Below are 15,171 nucleotides of genomic sequence, written 5' to 3'. Positions count from 1 at the left end.
ACCTCAGGCGGGAAATAAACGTATAACGGCGCGCATGATAGCACAGAGTCGGAACGCCGCTACGCTTTGCGCGTCAGGAAATCCACCGCCTCCGGCAGGCTTCGCGTGCGCGGCGCGGGCGGCAAACTATTGAGAAAGACTTCGCCATAAGGTCGCATCACCAAACGGTTATCGCAGATGACCAGTACGCCGCGATCGTCGACGTCGCGGATTAGCCGCCCCACGCCCTGCTTGAGGGTGATAACCGCGTCTGGCAACTGCACGTCATTGAACGGATCGCCTCCGCGCAGGCGGCAGTCCTCCATTCGCGCTTTCAGCAGCGGATCGTCCGGCGAGGTGAACGGCAGTTTATCGATGATGACGCAGGACAGCGCATCGCCCCGTACGTCCACCCCCTCCCAAAAACTGCTGGTCGCCACCAGCAGCGCGTTGCCCGCCGCCAGAAACTGCGACAGCAATTGGGTTTTACTCGTCTCGCCCTGCAGTAATACCGGCAGGGTCAGGCTGGCGCGAAACTCCGCCGCCAGCTCACGCATCATCAAATGCGAGGTGCACAGCATAAAGCAGCGCCCCTGATTCGCCTGAATCAGCGGCGTTAACATCTGCGCCAACTGCTTTCCGCCGCCCCGACGCGCGGTTTCCGGCAGAAAACGCGGGACACACAGCAGCGCCTGGCGGGCATAGTCAAAGGGGCTAGGCAGCAGCAACGTTTCCGCCTCTTCCAGTCCCAGTCGAGCGGTAAAATGATCCATCTTTTCGTTCACGGATAACGTGGCGGAAGTAAAGATCCAGCTCGCGGCTTTCTCTTTCATCACTTCATGAAAACGGTCGGACACCGACAACGGCGTTAAGGCCAGCACGAAATGGCGGCTGGTGCATTCATACCAATAGCTGTAACCGGGCTGTTGCACGTCCAGCAACCGTTTTAGCCGATGGCGGTAAAGGGTGGCGCGTTCGAACGCGGCATCCAGCAGCGCGGAGCGCCCGAGAGAGAGCTTGGCGACGTCATAACACAGCTCCAACGCATCATCGAGCAGCAGCAGTGCTCGCTGCAGCCCGGCATCAGTGACAACGTCACGAAGATTGCCCCGATAGCCGGGGTCGCCCAGCGCCAGGCGAAAATCCTGCGTGCTTTGCGACAGCCGATCGGCGCTTTTCTGCAACTGGGCCGCGTCGCGTACTTCGGTACGATAGGCAATGACCATATCCCGCGCCAGATCGAACAGCTGTCGGCTGCTTAGCTGCTGACCGAAATACTGACTGGCAATATCGGGAATCTGATGGGCTTCGTCGAAAATCACGACGTCACCGTCGGGGATCAGCTCCGCAAAACCACTCTCTTTCACGACCCGGTCCGCCAGATACAGATGGTGGTTGACCACCACGACATCCGCATCCATCGCTCGGCGGCGAGCCTTGACCACGAAGCACTCTTTATAGTGCGGGCAGTCATTGCCGAGGCAGTTGTCATTCGTGCTGGTGACTAACGGCCAGATGTGACTGTCTTCCGGCACATCGCGGCAGGCGCTGGTATCGCCGTCATCGGTCAGCGAGGACCAGCCCCGCAGCTTAACCAACTCTCGCAGGTTATCCTTGGAAAGATCGCCCCCCGTCATCGACTGCTGTTCCAGCCGTTCAATGCACAGATAGTTGGAGCGCCCTTTCAACAGAGCCAGTTTACCGGGATAGTTAAGCGCACGCGCCACGGTCGGCAGATCGCGGCTGTAGAGCTGGTCTTGCAAAGCTTTGGAGCCGGTGGAGATAATCACCTTTTTTTCGGCCCGGAGCGCGGGAGCAAGATAGGCGTAGGTTTTGCCCGTTCCGGTTCCCGCCTCGACCACCAGCGGCTTTTTGCGGGCAATGGCATCGGCGACGGCGGCCGCCATCTGCCGCTGCGGCTCTCGAGGTTTGAATCCCTTGATGGCCTTTGCCAATGCGCCCTCAGGGGCAAAATCATCAATCTCGTTTGCTGCTGAAGCCACGCTTTCTCTCTTTGCTGGGGGATAGATCGGCACCGGCGGCGCCGATGCGAGTGGGAGGATTATGCCAAGCTCGCCCCCCGGCCTCCACCTTAATATGCCCAATAGCCGTTTTTGGAGACGCGTAAAGAGGATGAGTTGGACGGCGTGATAGGCGTGCCGCTGGGCGACGCAGAGTGATCAGGCCAGAAGGTAAGTGCCAGACCGAGATTTTATCTTTGGGCGCGAACAGATAAAATTGCGACGCAAACTATTTATAGATCAGGGATGTTCATTTTGAACCAGCTTTATACTTTTACGATCCCCAGTACCTCATTCACCCCCAACGGGGATCGGTTCGGCGATTATCTGCGCGTCATTTACCAAGGCAACGTCTTTTACACCCACAAAGTAAACTATAAACACCCCGAACAATTTGAACGCTTATCCACGACGGGCAACTGGTATTTTTGCGCCCATCAACTCGCTGACGGGAGTTACTGGATACACTGGATAGCCGATGACAATGGTTTGATACTCGAACCTGAAAACGCGTCTCAGAAAGCGGGGCCGATACTGATTCAAAGCATCGTGTCGTCATTGTTAACGTTGCTTGCCGCCATCGCGTTTTGCATTTTTATTCATACTTACCCCGTCCTTGCCACCACCGTAGCGATGGTCGGCATATTTGCGGCGATAGGGGCGTCAGTCAGTCTTTCCAACCTGTTCGCTTTTTATCATCCGTTTAACATCCTGTCGTTGAAATATCTCGCCCGAGTGAAAAGCCAGGACAGGCGTTTTTTTACTTCCCCCCCGACTAACGAGACTCATTTCATCGTCAAAGCACTCGATGAGCAGTGGCGTAGTCAGGCAAAAGACAGCGATCTTCTGCTGGAAGGCAATGTGAATCACGTACAAGACATGTCATGGAGTGCAAGGAAAGGAGAGGATGAAGTCCACTACAAAGCCTTCTTCTTTACCTGTAGCAATCGCTCTCTGATCATGTGCTGGAATCGGAGTGATTCTTCCGTACACACCCCCGTGCATTTGACTTGCGCGCCGCCGTTTATGGCCATCAACGACCATGTTCGTTGTCTTTATGAAAACAAAGAAAAGCAATCCATTTTGGCTCAGCGGCTACCGAGCCAAACGCATAAGGTCATCAGCTTGATTAACTTGACGGAGGGAAGTGCCTATCGCCTCCGTGGCGCAGGCGTTCTCGGTATCAGACCGAATATCATTGAGCGCTGTACGCTCTACTCTCTAGGGCAATACACATCCTGACGTGCCGACCACAACATCAAAGGGGTCAATTACCGAGCAGGAAAGCACAAGGATCACTCCCCGTCAGCGCCATAAGCCAACGGGGAGCCAACGAGCAAAATATCCAGCATCACAGGACACATCTCGACGCTGCCAGCGGCTATTCCTGCCGCGTTTCGTCGTCCTCGTCATCCTCAAAGCGCGCGACAACACGCTCTCCCTGATGTCCCTGACGAAGCGCCTCCGCGACACGGGCGATAGCTTCGCCGCTGCTGAGCCCTTCCGAGATCAATCGATGGATTTCTTCTACGGCCTGCTGCTGCTGTTCATGCGTGAGCGACGGAATACCTGCAAACATTTCTCTCTCCTGAATCTGGCGGGGTCATCCCGGCATCATAGGCGTCGCACGGCTCACGAGTGTGGTACGCTTGCATGTTGAGGTGCCTTCATGTCCACGCGACCGGTATACTTCCGGTCAATACCCGTATGAGATCGCTCGAAACCTATATGCCAATGTCGTTAGTCTACCATGCTCTGCCCTATCAACCGGACGCTTTGTTAACCCAGTTCGCCCCGCTCGCTGAACAGCCCTGGGCGATGCTGCTGCACTCCGGCACCGCTGAACACACGCATAATCGGTTCGATATTCTGGTCGCCGATCCCAAAGTCACGCTACAAACCCGCGGCGACACCACGGAAATAGCCGAGGGCGACAAGGTTCAGGTTTCGCCCGCTGATCCCTTTCAGCTGTTACAGCACCAGCTTGAACAATTAGGCCTGACCGCTACGCCCACGCCGGATTTGCCGTTCCAGGGCGGCGCGCTGGGGCTGTTCGGCTACGATCTGGGCCGACGCGTGGAACGGCTGCCGACGCGGGCTGCGCAGGATATTGATATCCCCGACATGGCCGTAGGTCTGTATGACTGGGCGCTGATTGCCGACCATCATCAGCGCCGGCTGACGTTGATCACGCAGGGCGACCCGGCGCCGCGGCTGGCATGGCTGAAAGCGCAGAGCGCTTCGACGTCCATCGCCCCCTTCACGTTGACCTCCCACTGGCAGGCGAGCATGTCGCGTGAAGAGTACGGCGCCAAATTTCGTCAGGTTCAGGATTATCTTCGCGCCGGCGACTGCTATCAGGTCAATCTGGCGCAACGCTTTCAAGCTCGTTATGAAGGCAGCGAATGGCAGGCATTCCTGCGTCTTTCCGCCAGCAATCGCGCGCCTTTTTCGGCCTTTATCCAGCTGCCGCATAATACGGTCATCAGCGTGTCGCCCGAGCGCTTCTTATGGCTGAACGACCATCATATTCAGACCCGCCCGATTAAAGGCACGCTGCCCCGTCTTCCCGATGCCGCAGATGATGTCAGGCAAGCGGAACGTCTGGCCGCCTCGGCCAAAGATCGGGCTGAGAATCTGATGATCGTCGACCTGCTGCGCAACGATATCGGCCGCGTGGCTTCGCCCGGCAGCGTCCGCGTACCGGAGCTGTTTGTGGTTGAAGCATTTCCGGCGGTACACCATCTGGTGAGCACCATAGAGGCGCAGCTGCCCGCTGAATTGCACGCGGCCGATCTGCTGCGCGCCTGTTTCCCCGGCGGCTCCATCACCGGCGCGCCAAAAGTCCGGGCGATGGAGATTATCGAAGAGCTGGAGCCACAGCGCAGGACCGCTTATTGCGGCAGCATCGGCTACCTGAGCATCTGCGGCACTATGGATACCAATATCACCATCCGTACACTCGTCACCGACCGAGGTTCGATCTACTGCTGGGCCGGCGGCGGGATCGTCGCCGACAGCGAGGAGCCGGCGGAATATCAGGAAACGTTCGATAAGGTCGGACGTATTCTGCCGGTGCTGATGTCTCACTCTTGATAGCGATTCGACGAGGAGCTGGCGTGACTCATTTCATCACACAAAATCGTGCCACGGAGGCGGAAAGCGTAGTCCCTTTCGACTTGGCCCAGTTCGTCACCCGTTTCCAACTGCAAGCGCCGGAAGCGACGCCGTCCAGCCGCTTTCTACGGCAGGCCGCCGTGCTGGTGCCGATTATTCGTCGTCGCGAACCCACGTTGCTGTTAACCCGACGCGCCGCGAATCTCCGCACACACGCGGGTCAGGTGGCCTTTCCCGGCGGCGCGGCCGACCCGGAAGACCGCTCACTGATCGCCACTGCGCTGAGGGAAGCGTATGAAGAGGTGGCGATCCCCTCGTCCCGTGTGCAGGTGTTAGGCACGCTGCCCTCACAGGACAGCGTGAGCGGCTTTCAGGTCACCCCGGTCATCGGCCTGCTGCCCCCGGACCTGACACTGAAGGCGCAGGCGGACGAGGTGGCCGCCGTGTTCGAAATGCCGCTACGAGAAGCTTTTGCCCTGCACCGCTATCATTCGCTGGAATTCGAACGCGAGAATCGTCAGCATCGCGTTTATCTGCGCAGCTATCAGCATCAGTGGGTCTGGGGGCTGACCGCGACGATTATTCGTCAGTTGGCATTGCAGGTCGCAGACTCTTAATCATGCAATCACGGCCGTTATTTCGCACAGCCCCCAATCACCAACACGCCGAGCGTTGACCTTCGTGGCAGCGACAACCACACTCATTCAACGGCGAGCCGTATCGTTTTAGCCCCGCTTGACGTTATCGCTGCATCTCATCGTGTCTGCTTGTTTCCCCTATGCTGATTGCCGACATCCCCTGTCCGACATTAGATTTTTATGGTCTTCATAGCCTGGTGCAATAAGTTTATTTCATGCGAAAAGACGCCTCCGCCCCCCGTAATCCCACTACAATAGCGCCAATATTTAGCCGCCTAACAAAGGCGTTCGACGGACGTTCAAAGGAGTGCTGCGTGATCAGCGTTTTCGATATGTACAAGATCGGTATCGGGCCTTCCAGTTCTCATACCATCGGCCCAATGAAGGCCGGTAAACAGTTCGTCGATGAATTGGAGCAGGCCGGCCTTCTCGCCAAGACCGATAGTGTGAAAGTCGATGTTTACGGCTCGCTGGCGCTCACCGGCAAAGGTCACCACACGGATATCGCAATCATCTTGGGTCTCGCCGGCAATCAGCCGGATACCGTGGACATCGATGCTATTCCCACGTTTATTCAGGATGTCGCTCTCCACCAGCGCTTGCCTTTGAACGGGCATCATGACGTGACGTTTTCCCAGGCCGACGGACTGACTTTTCATTCGGAAAACCTGCCGCTGCACGAAAACGGTATGACGCTGAGCGCATACGCGGGCGCGGCGCTGATTTACCGCCAGACCTATTATTCTATCGGCGGCGGCTTTATCGTCGACGAGGCCCACTTCGGCCAGCCCGTATTATCCCCCGTGGACGTGCCCTATCCTTATCACTCGGCGCAGCAGTTGCTCGCTCAGTGTAAAGCGAACGGTCTGTCCATCTCTGCCTTGATGTTGCGCAATGAGCGGGCCATCCGGCCGCAGGACGAGATCGAGGACTATTTTACGCATGTCTGGCGCGCGATGAGCCAGTGCATCGACCGCGGTCTTAATACCGAAGGCGTACTTCCCGGACCATTGCGCGTTCCTCGCCGCGCTGCCGCACTGCGACGCATGTTGATGTCGTCCGATGCCTTGACTCATGATCCCATGACCGTGGTCGACTGGGTCAATATGTTCGCTCTGGCCGTCAATGAAGAAAATGCGGCAGGCGGTCGCGTCGTCACGGCGCCGACCAACGGGGCCTGCGGTATCGTTCCCGCCGTGCTGGCCTACTACGATCGCTTCATCGAACCCGTCGGCCCGCCGGTTTTCCTGCCCTATTTCATGACGACAGGCGCTATCGGCATTTTGTACAAAATGAACGCCTCCATTTCGGGAGCCGAAGTTGGCTGTCAGGGCGAAGTCGGCGTCGCGTGTTCGATGGCCGCCGCCGGTCTGACCGAACTGCTGGGCGGCAGCCCCGAACAGGTCTGCGTCGCAGCGGAAATTGGGATGGAACACAATCTGGGGCTGACCTGCGATCCCGTCGCCGGTCAGGTTCAAGTGCCGTGTATCGAACGCAATGCGATTGCGGCCGTCAAGGCGATTAACGCATCGCGCATGGCATTACGGCGCACCTCCGAACCTCGGGTGTCATTAGATAAAGTGATCGAAACGATGTATGAAACCGGTAAAGATATGAATGCGAAATACCGGGAAACGTCGCGCGGCGGGTTGGCCATCAAAGTGCAGTGTGATTAGGCGGCGCTGAATTGAAAAGGCTGTGCGCGAATGCGCACAGCCGAGGGTAAAACCAATTACGCTTCTTCGTCGTGATCCGGCTGGTCGACAATGCGTTCGATACGCACCAGTTCGATGCGGTATTCGCTGGCCGCCATAATGGTAAATCTCAGGCGGCTAAACTCCAGCACTTCTCCTACATGCGGGAACTCATTGCTGTGAGCCAGCAGCAGTCCGGCGAGCGAGGTGTAATCCTCTTTCGGGTCTACCAGATCTTGCATGTCCAACGCCTGCTGTAGCGAGTGCAGGTCGGTCCCGCCTTTCACCAGCCAGCCTGTGGCGTCGGCAACAATCTCCGGCGTTTCATCCTCGTCGGGGAATTCACCGGCAATCGCTTCCAGCACGTCCAGCGGCGTCACCAGCCCCTGTACGACGCCAAACTCGTTGGTCACCATAACCAGACTGCCTTTCGCACGGCGCAGAACCGGTAGCAGGTTGATGACGTCCAACGTTTCCGGCACCACGATAGGCGATGTCACAGCGGCAAATTTTTCCACATCCTGCCCTTCTTCCAGCGCCACCAGCAGATCTTTCGCGCGCACGACGCCCACCAGCTCATCCAATTCCCCGCGGCAGACCGGGAAAAGGCTATGCGGGGTATCCAGCAGCTGAAGGCGGATCTCCTCAGTGGAACGCTCGCTGTCCACCCAGGAAATTTCCGTCCGCGGCGTCATGACGCTACGTAATGAACGCGAGGCCAGGGTCAGGACGCCGCTGATCATATAGCGTTCTTCCTCGGCGAATGTCTCTTCGATCCGCTGCTGAGGCTCTTCCTGATCATTTTGTTCGTGGGTTGTGGCACGCGCGCCCATCAGGCGCAAAATCGCTTCGGCGGTACGCTCGCGCATGGGACGATGCGACTGATGCTTCGCGAAGTTATGACGCGCAATCTGGTTGAACAGTTCGATGACGATGGAGAAACCAATCGCGGCATAGAGGTATCCCTTGGGAATATGGAAACCAAAACCTTCGGCAACCAGGCTAAGCCCAATCATCAACAGAAAGCTAAGGCACAGCACCACCACCGTAGGGTGTTCGTTCACGAATCGCGTCAGCGGTTTCGAGGCCAGCAGCATCACGCCCATCGCGATGACCACCGCGGTCATCATGATCCCCAGGTGGTTGACCATCCCGACGGCGGTAATCACCGCATCCAGAGAGAAAACCGCATCCAGAATGACGATCTGAATCACGACCGCCCAGAAATTAGCATGTTCGCGACTGGCGTTGGGATCATGCGGACGGTTTTCCAACCGCTCATGCAGTTCCATGGTCGCCTTGAAGAGAAGGAATATCCCCCCGGCGAGCAGAATCAGGTCTCGACCAGCGAAGCTGAAGTCGCCGACGTGAAACAGCGGACGCGTCAGCGTCACCATCCAGGAAATCAAGGAGAGCAGTCCCAGACGCATCAACAGTGCGAGCGACAGGCCGATGACTCGAGCCTTGTCACGCTGTTTTGGCGGAAGTTTGTCCGCCAGAATGGCGATGAACACCAGGTTGTCGATGCCCAGAACAATTTCGAGTACCACCAACGTCAGTAAGCCTGCCCAGATTGAAGGATCTAGCAAAAATTCCATGTCAGACTCCGAAAAATGAACGAACTAATGACATTAATGCCACAGCGTTTTTGAATAAGGTTGAAGTGTGTGCACGATCGGCTTGGGGCTGATGTGGGTCGGAATGGCCATTTAAGAAGTAGCAATCACCCGCCGCAGCCGGTGTAATAGAAATGAATCGTCGATGACAGTCCATAGGAAAGGCGTCCGCCTGTAACTCCTCTTTAATTGAAAGAATGTTAACTCTAGCAGGTTGTTTCTGGTTTTAACAAAGATTTTCTATAGGCGTACTTTCTTCGCCAATATTGATAACAAAAGCACACTTTTCAGGATTCGTATGACAGATCACATTTTGCCCCCAAAGATTGGGGAGCGGCGTCACACTATTTATTTTTTCGCAACATAAAATAAGTCACGGCTTGGTAAGACATTTCTGAACGGCTTGAATCGATTCACAGTTCATCCCAAGCAGCTCCGCTTATTCACGACGCGGATTCGTAAAAACATTGAGCAAACTATTGTCAACAAGACGGGAAACCTTTTCAAAAGATGCGTCCCCGTCCTCCCTGTACACAACGCACCTTAAGAAGGTGTCAAATGAGGAGGTAGCAAGTGAGTATCGCAATGATCTTATGCACTCACGGTGCCACTGCCGGGCCACTACTCAATACGGCTGAAATGATCTTGGGAAAACAAGACAACGTCAGTTGGGTTGATTTTGTTCCCGGCGAAAATGCTGAAACATTGTTGGAAAAATACGAGGCTAAACTCAGCGAGTTGGACACGACTCAAGGCGTCCTCATCCTAGTGGATACCTGGGGGGGCAGTCCTTTCAATGCAGCCAGTCGCCTGGTGACAGGCAAAGAAAACCATGAAGTGATCACCGGGGCCAACATCCCCATGCTGGTTGAGACTTTTATGGCGCGTGACGACGATCCGGACTTTGCCGATTTGGTGGCTATCGCTCTTGAGGCAGGCAGCGCTGGTGTCAAAGCGCTCAAAACAGCTAATGCAACCCCAGCGGTCTCCGTGGCACAGCCTGCCGCCAAGCCCGCTGCCGCCGACCTGCCTGGCTCCGGCGGTCACATGGAAATCGGTCTGGCACGTATTGATGACCGGTTAATCCATGGACAAGTAGCAACCCGTTGGACCAAAGAAACCGGCGTCAACCGCATTATTGTCGTGAGCAATGAAGTCGCAGCGGACAACGTGCGCAAGACATTGTTGACTCAGGTCGCGCCTCCCGGGGTCAGCGCGCATGTGGTAGACGTTGCGAAGGCCATTCGTGTTTACAACAACCCCAAATATGCTGGCGACCGCGTCATGCTGCTGTTCACCAATCCTACCGATGTCGAAACGCTGGTTGAAGCCGGTGTGGATTTGCCATCAGTCAATATAGGCGGCATGGCCTACCGACAAGGGAAAATACAGGTCAATAACGCCGTGTCCATAGATGAAAAAGATATTGAGGCATTTCGTAAACTGGCCGATCGCGGTATCGAGTTAGAGGTCCGTAAAGTTTCAAGCGATAGCAAAATCAACATGATGGATTTAATTAACAAGGCGGCTCGCTAATACACCAAAAATAGTGATGCGTAACCCTTTAAAGACTCAGAATGCTATTCATACAGGAGAAGTACAATGGAGATCACCACGCTTCAGATTGTGCTGATATTTATCGTAGCTTGTATATCGGGGATGGGGTCCATTCTTGATGAGTTCCAGTTCCACCGCCCTCTGGTGGCCTGTACCTTGATTGGTTTTGTTCTCGGCGATATTAAAACCGGTATTATTATCGGCGGGACATTGGAAATGATCGCCTTGGGGTGGATGAATATCGGGGCCGCCGTGGCGCCCGATGCCGCGTTGGCGTCCATTATTTCCACGATCCTGGTCATCGCGGGCGGACAGAGCGTCGGCGCGGGGATCGCACTGGCTATCCCACTGGCGGCGGCGGGTCAGGTGCTGACCATCATCGTTCGCACCATCACGGTGGCTTTCCAGCATGCGGCGGACAGTGCGGCTGAGCGCGGCAATCTGTCGGCGATCAGCTGGCTCCATATCTCCGCGCTGCTGTTGCAAGCCATGCGTATCGCTATCCCGGCCGTTCTCGTCGCTATTTCCGTCGGGACCGAAGTGGTGCACACCCTGCTTTCCTCTATACCGGACGTTGTCACCAACGGTCTGAATATCGCGGGCGGTATGATTGTCGTTGTTGGGTATGCAATGGTCATCAATATGATGCGCGCCGGCTATCTGATGCCGTTCTTCTATCTCGGCTTCGTCNCCGCGGCCTTCACCAACTTCAACCTGGTCGCACTGGGTGTGATTGGCGTTGTCATGGCCGTGCTGTATATCCAGGTCAGCCCGAAATACAACAAGGCTCAAGGTGCGGCGGCTCCCGCTCAGGGCAACAACGATCTCGACAACGAACTGGATTAACAGGAGTGAAATCATGACCGATTCAACCCAAGTAAAAAAACTCACTGCCAGCGACGTACGAGGCGTGTTTATTCGCTCTAACCTGTTCCAGGGATCGTGGAACTTCGAACGTATGCAGGCGCTCGGCTTTTGTTTCTCGATGGTACCTGTCATCCGCCGTCTGTATCCGGAAAATTCGGAAGAACGCAAACAGGCGATCAAGCGCCATCTGGAATTTTTCAATACCCATCCCTTTGTCGCCGCTCCAATTCTGGGCGTGACAATGGCGATGGAAGAACAGCGGGCTAATGGCGCGCCCATCGACGACGGCGCCATCAACGGCCTTAAAGTCGGATTGATGGGACCACTGGCTGGCGTCGGAGACCCGATCTTTTGGGGAACCGCCCGCCCGGTATTCGCCGCGCTCGGCGCCGGGATAGCCATGACGGGAAGCCTGCTCGGCCCGATCCTGTTCTTCGTGCTCTTTAATCTGGTACGTCTGCTCGTGCGCTATTACGGCGTCGCCTATGGCTACCGTAAAGGCGCGGACATCGTCAGCGATATGGGTGGCGGTTTCCTGCAAAAAATGACGGAGGGGGCGTCAATCCTTGGTCTGTTCGTCATGGGGGCGCTGGTTAACAAATGGACCCACGTCAATATCCCCATGGTAGTGTCACGCGTTACCGGTCAGGATGGTCACACCACGGTCACTACCGTGCAATCCATCCTCGATCAGCTCATGCCAGGGCTGGTGCCGCTGCTGCTGACCTTCGGCTGTATGTGGCTGCTTCGCCGCAAGGTGAATGCGCTTTGGCTTATCATGGGCTTCTTCGCCATCGGCATCTTCGGTTACTGGATTGGCCTACTGGGGCTGTAACGCTCTCCTGCCGGGGATAGTTGCTGTCCCCGGTCCATTCATGGAGTTGCCATGACTTTCACCGATATCGTTATCATCCTCTGTATCGCCCTCACCCTCATCTATGCCGTTTATGATGAATTTCTAATGGACCGTCGCAAGGGGCCAACACGCCTGCGGATATTATTACGTCGTCACAGTCATTTGGATGCGGTAATTTATATCGGGTTGATTGGTATTTTAATTTATAAAAACATTACAGGTTTGGGCACAATAATTACCACGATATTACTGTTCTCCCTGTTACTGATGGTTATTTATCTTTTCTTTATCAGACACCCCAAACTACTATTTAAACAACAGGGTTTCTTTTATGAAAACATTTATATTCCTTATGCGAGAATAAAAAATATCAATTTATCCGAAGACGGCGTTCTAATTATTTCCTTGGAAAAAAAAGCATTAAAAATCAGCGTCCGTGAATTAGATGATCTGGAAAGAATCTACAATTTTATGATTGAAAATCAATAAATTGAAACTTAGTCATCCCCATATGATGGCAAAGGATAATCAGCGTTATCTTCTCCGTTTTTTATCCATGCGAATTATACTGTCATTTCGGGTATGTTTCACAGATGTCAAAGGTGAAAATAATTATCAGTTGCATTTGTTTTCCTCAATATATTTATTGTTGTTTAGCCCAGAAATAATATGTTAAGGTTGCGCGGTCATTTGGGGAGTAGCTAATTCCTGAGTTTCTTATCAGGAATGTTCGTGTCAACATGCTCGTTTTTCTTAAAAACGTGGTGCGAACGGCCAGACAGGCAGGNGAGACCATATGCACGCGATCTATTATCTGGTTGGGGGGATAGATCGTGTGATATGGAGAAACGCCCCGCCGAGGCTATTTACAATGAATCTATCTGCAACTCTAATTCTTGCCTTTGGCATGTCCATGGATGCTTTCGCCGCTTCAATTGGTAAAGGCGCCGCCTTACACAAGCCTCGCTTTAGCGATGCCATCCGCACAGGACTCATTTTCGGTCTCATCGAAGCCATCACGCCATTAATCGGTTGGGGCCTCGGCTTCTACGCCAGTCGCTTCATTATTGAATGGGACCACTGGGTCGCTTTCAGCCTGCTGTTAATCCTCGGCACACGTATGATCGTCGAAGGATTCAAGGGTGAAGAAACCTCCGCCCATAACGGTAAACTCCGCAAACACGGTCTATTTACGTTAGTTTGCACCGCTATCGCCACCAGTCTTGACGCGATGGCGATAGGGGTGGGACTCGCTTTCCTGCAGGTCAATATTGTTCACACAGCGATGGTAATTGGATGCGCCACCATGATTATGGTCACCTTCGGTATGATGATTGGACGTTACGTCGGTCCGCTGCTCGGTAAGAAAGCGGAGATCATGGGCGGCGTAGTGCTCATTGGTATCGGGTGTAATATTCTGCACAGCCATCTATCCAGCCTGGCCGGATGATCAGGTCGACGAAGCGAGCCTTTCTTTCGCCGCCCTATTTATCACGATTACAGCTTGCGGTGCGTTCGAATCAGAAAATCCGTTTCACATTCAAACAGTGATTCAGCCGTCAATGACGCCATCACCTCCGGTGACGCCTTCCATGCAAAAGGCGTCATTTGCAATAGCGCCGCCGCTTCCTCGCCTGTTAGAGACAGGATGTAGCTAAGCGTCTTCGTGTCTTCCAGCTTAAATCCCACCAGCGTTTCTTCCTTTATTGGATGCAGTTTTACCTCTCGATAAATGCGCTCTTTCAACTGATATAAATGTCGCGGACCGGGAGAAACCGTCATCACCAGACCGTCCGGCTTCACAACGCGCTCCAGCTCTTGATCGTTACAAGGAGCGTAAATCTTCAATACCGCATCCAATGAGTGCGCGTTGAACGGTAGACGCTGGCTAGATGCAACGCAAAAATCCACACGATGATACCGGCGTGCGGCGCGTTGGATCGCCACTTTAGAGACATCTAAACCACAAACCTGTACGCCGTCATCCGCCAGGCATGATGACAATGCATCCGTGTAATACCCTTCGCCACAGCCAATATCCAATACCGCCTCAGCCTGCTCCGTCAATTGGCTTTTTAGCGCCGCGCACAGATGATCGCGTAGAGGCAAATAATGGCCCGCATCCAGAAATGCGCGACGGGCCTGCATCATTTCCGCATTGTCTCCGGGCTGTTTTGAGCGCTTGAACTGCACTGGGAGCAGATTGACGTACCCTTCTTTCGCGCGATCGAAATGGTGTTGTCCGCAGGTCCAGCGGGAGGGTTCGGGTTGAAGGGGCTGATGGCACAGGGGGCATTGGTAAAGCGCAGACGACATCTTGTTACCTTTTTGTTGCATAGTTCGGCTGACGACAAAAACAAAAAACCCGCATCAAGGCGGGTTTTATTACGCAGAATGTGTAAATTACAGTGCAGTGACGTTTACTGCTGAAGGACCTTTCTGGCCATCCTGAATTTCAAACTCAACGTTCTGGCCTTCAGCCAGAGTTTTGAAGCCATTACCCTGAATTGCAGAGAAATGTACGAATACATCTTTGCTGCCGTCAGCCGGAGTAATGAAGCCAAAACCTTTAGACTCGTTGAACCACTTAACCTGACCTTTAATCTTTGCCATTTCAATATTTCCTTTAAACGTTCTAGACCGCCCGAAGGCGTTGTACAGATAAATTTGAGTCGTTGCTGCTAGAGGCACCAAAGTAAGGATCGACAGAGAAGTGGTATTCAACGTGAACGTTAGTACTCAAGACTTCTTTACGGAAAATGCCATTCATATACAGAACTGAACCTCGTTTCATCCAAATGCGTTATCACATACTCTGTGATCCTT

The 15,171-nt window shown here is 54.3% G+C and carries 15 protein-coding genes; 9 read left to right on the top strand and 6 right to left on the bottom strand.

Annotated features, from left to right (window positions below; translation table 11 throughout):
- Positions 1 to 59: 59 nt before the first annotated feature.
- Entirely contained in the window at positions 60 to 1,982 is a 1,923-nt protein-coding gene (locus RZ35_RS05615) for an ATP-dependent DNA helicase (RefSeq protein WP_026742413.1), read from the bottom strand.
- 264 nt (positions 1,983 to 2,246) lie between these two features.
- On the opposite strand from RZ35_RS05615, the gene RZ35_RS05610 reads away from it, so the two are divergent.
- On the top strand, positions 2,247 to 3,242 hold the full coding sequence (locus RZ35_RS05610; protein ID WP_026742412.1) for a hypothetical protein: 996 nt from the start codon (positions 2,247 to 2,249) through the stop codon (positions 3,240 to 3,242).
- Positions 3,243 to 3,381: 139 nt separating this feature from the next.
- On the opposite strand, the gene RZ35_RS05605 is transcribed toward RZ35_RS05610, so the two are convergent.
- Positions 3,382 to 3,579: a YoaH family protein gene (locus RZ35_RS05605; RefSeq protein ID WP_026739376.1), complete on the bottom strand. Its 198-nt coding sequence runs from the start codon at positions 3,577 to 3,579 to the stop codon at positions 3,382 to 3,384.
- Positions 3,580 to 3,728: 149 nt separating this feature from the next.
- Here RZ35_RS05605 and pabB point away from each other — a divergent pair, with 149 nt between their 5' ends.
- From pabB to RZ35_RS05590, 3 genes are all read left to right on the top strand, one after another.
- Positions 3,729 to 5,096 carry an aminodeoxychorismate synthase component 1 gene (gene pabB, locus RZ35_RS05600; RefSeq protein ID WP_026742411.1) on the top strand — a complete coding sequence of 456 codons (1,368 nt, stop codon included), beginning with the start codon at positions 3,729 to 3,731 and terminating at the stop codon, positions 5,094 to 5,096.
- A gap of 23 nt (positions 5,097 to 5,119) precedes the next feature.
- Positions 5,120 to 5,734: a CoA pyrophosphatase gene (locus tag RZ35_RS05595; RefSeq protein WP_235195090.1), complete on the top strand. Its 615-nt coding sequence runs from the start codon at positions 5,120 to 5,122 to the stop codon at positions 5,732 to 5,734.
- Positions 5,735 to 6,069: 335 nt separating this feature from the next.
- Entirely contained in the window at positions 6,070 to 7,431 is a 1,362-nt protein-coding gene (locus RZ35_RS05590; protein ID WP_026742409.1) for an L-serine ammonia-lyase, read from the top strand.
- 56 nt (positions 7,432 to 7,487) lie between these two features.
- Here RZ35_RS05590 and RZ35_RS05585 read toward each other — a convergent pair whose 3' ends face one another.
- Positions 7,488 to 9,047, bottom strand: a complete 1,560-nt coding sequence (locus RZ35_RS05585) for a TerC family protein (RefSeq protein ID WP_026742408.1) — start codon at positions 9,045 to 9,047, stop codon at positions 7,488 to 7,490.
- A gap of 591 nt (positions 9,048 to 9,638) precedes the next feature.
- Between RZ35_RS05585 and manX the strand changes: the two genes are divergently transcribed.
- The 5 genes from manX (at position 9,639) to mntP (ending at position 13,795) form a co-directional block, all read left to right on the top strand.
- Positions 9,639 to 10,601: a PTS mannose transporter subunit IIAB gene (gene manX / locus RZ35_RS05580; protein ID WP_026742407.1), complete on the top strand. Its 963-nt coding sequence runs from the start codon at positions 9,639 to 9,641 to the stop codon at positions 10,599 to 10,601.
- Between the two features lie 66 nt (positions 10,602 to 10,667).
- Positions 10,668 to 11,468, top strand: coding sequence for a PTS mannose/fructose/sorbose transporter subunit IIC (locus RZ35_RS05575; RefSeq protein WP_026742406.1), 801 nt, complete (start codon positions 10,668 to 10,670; stop codon positions 11,466 to 11,468).
- Positions 11,469 to 11,481: 13 nt separating this feature from the next.
- Complete coding sequence (locus RZ35_RS05570) at positions 11,482 to 12,324, top strand: PTS mannose transporter subunit IID (RefSeq protein WP_026739369.1); 843 nt, start codon at positions 11,482 to 11,484, stop codon at positions 12,322 to 12,324.
- Between the two features lie 51 nt (positions 12,325 to 12,375).
- On the top strand, positions 12,376 to 12,834 hold the full coding sequence (locus RZ35_RS05565; protein ID WP_026742405.1) for a DUF986 family protein: 459 nt from the start codon (positions 12,376 to 12,378) through the stop codon (positions 12,832 to 12,834).
- Between the two features lie 382 nt (positions 12,835 to 13,216).
- On the top strand, positions 13,217 to 13,795 hold the full coding sequence (gene mntP, locus RZ35_RS05560; RefSeq protein WP_026742404.1) for a manganese efflux pump MntP: 579 nt from the start codon (positions 13,217 to 13,219) through the stop codon (positions 13,793 to 13,795).
- A gap of 47 nt (positions 13,796 to 13,842) precedes the next feature.
- Here mntP and rlmA read toward each other — a convergent pair whose 3' ends face one another.
- From rlmA to RZ35_RS17240, 3 genes are all read right to left on the bottom strand, one after another.
- Positions 13,843 to 14,661: a 23S rRNA (guanine(745)-N(1))-methyltransferase gene (rlmA, locus tag RZ35_RS05555; RefSeq protein ID WP_026742403.1), complete on the bottom strand. Its 819-nt coding sequence runs from the start codon at positions 14,659 to 14,661 to the stop codon at positions 13,843 to 13,845.
- An 87-nt stretch (positions 14,662 to 14,748) separates the two neighbouring features.
- A complete protein-coding gene (gene cspE / locus RZ35_RS05550; protein ID WP_005968829.1) occupies positions 14,749 to 14,958 on the bottom strand; it encodes a transcription antiterminator/RNA stability regulator CspE in 210 nt (69 codons plus the stop codon).
- Positions 14,959 to 14,980: 22 nt separating this feature from the next.
- Positions 14,981 to 15,115 carry a DUF2627 domain-containing protein gene (locus RZ35_RS17240; protein WP_071999772.1) on the bottom strand — a complete coding sequence of 45 codons (135 nt, stop codon included), beginning with the start codon at positions 15,113 to 15,115 and terminating at the stop codon, positions 14,981 to 14,983.
- Positions 15,116 to 15,171 lie beyond the last annotated feature (56 nt).

The organism is Lonsdalea quercina subsp. quercina (genome assembly GCF_000688655.1).
Taxonomy (GTDB): domain Bacteria; phylum Pseudomonadota; class Gammaproteobacteria; order Enterobacterales; family Enterobacteriaceae; genus Lonsdalea; species Lonsdalea quercina.
The sequence above is the reverse complement of the archived record's forward strand: the minus strand, read 5'-3'. Positions and strand labels throughout refer to the sequence as shown.

Excerpts from the sequence above, each read along its gene's own strand:
- RZ35_RS17240 (WP_071999772.1), bottom strand. The coding sequence starts at position 15,115 with ATGAATGGCATTTTCCGTAAAGAAGTCTTGAGTACTAACGTTCACGTT.
- RZ35_RS05605 (WP_026739376.1), bottom strand. The coding sequence starts at position 3,579 with ATGTTTGCAGGTATTCCGTCGCTCACGCATGAACAGCAGCAGCAGGCC.
- RZ35_RS05610 (WP_026742412.1), top strand. The coding sequence starts at position 2,247 with ATGTTCATTTTGAACCAGCTTTATACTTTTACGATCCCCAGTACCTCA.
- pabB (WP_026742411.1), top strand. The coding sequence starts at position 3,729 with ATGCCAATGTCGTTAGTCTACCATGCTCTGCCCTATCAACCGGACGCT.
- RZ35_RS05585 (WP_026742408.1), bottom strand. The coding sequence starts at position 9,047 with ATGGAATTTTTGCTAGATCCTTCAATCTGGGCAGGCTTACTGACGTTG.
- mntP (WP_026742404.1), top strand. The coding sequence starts at position 13,217 with ATGAATCTATCTGCAACTCTAATTCTTGCCTTTGGCATGTCCATGGAT.
- rlmA (WP_026742403.1), bottom strand. The coding sequence starts at position 14,661 with ATGTCGTCTGCGCTTTACCAATGCCCCCTGTGCCATCAGCCCCTTCAA.
- cspE (WP_005968829.1), bottom strand. The coding sequence starts at position 14,958 with ATGGCAAAGATTAAAGGTCAGGTTAAGTGGTTCAACGAGTCTAAAGGT.
- RZ35_RS05570 (WP_026739369.1), top strand. The coding sequence starts at position 11,482 with ATGACCGATTCAACCCAAGTAAAAAAACTCACTGCCAGCGACGTACGA.
- RZ35_RS05565 (WP_026742405.1), top strand. The coding sequence starts at position 12,376 with ATGACTTTCACCGATATCGTTATCATCCTCTGTATCGCCCTCACCCTC.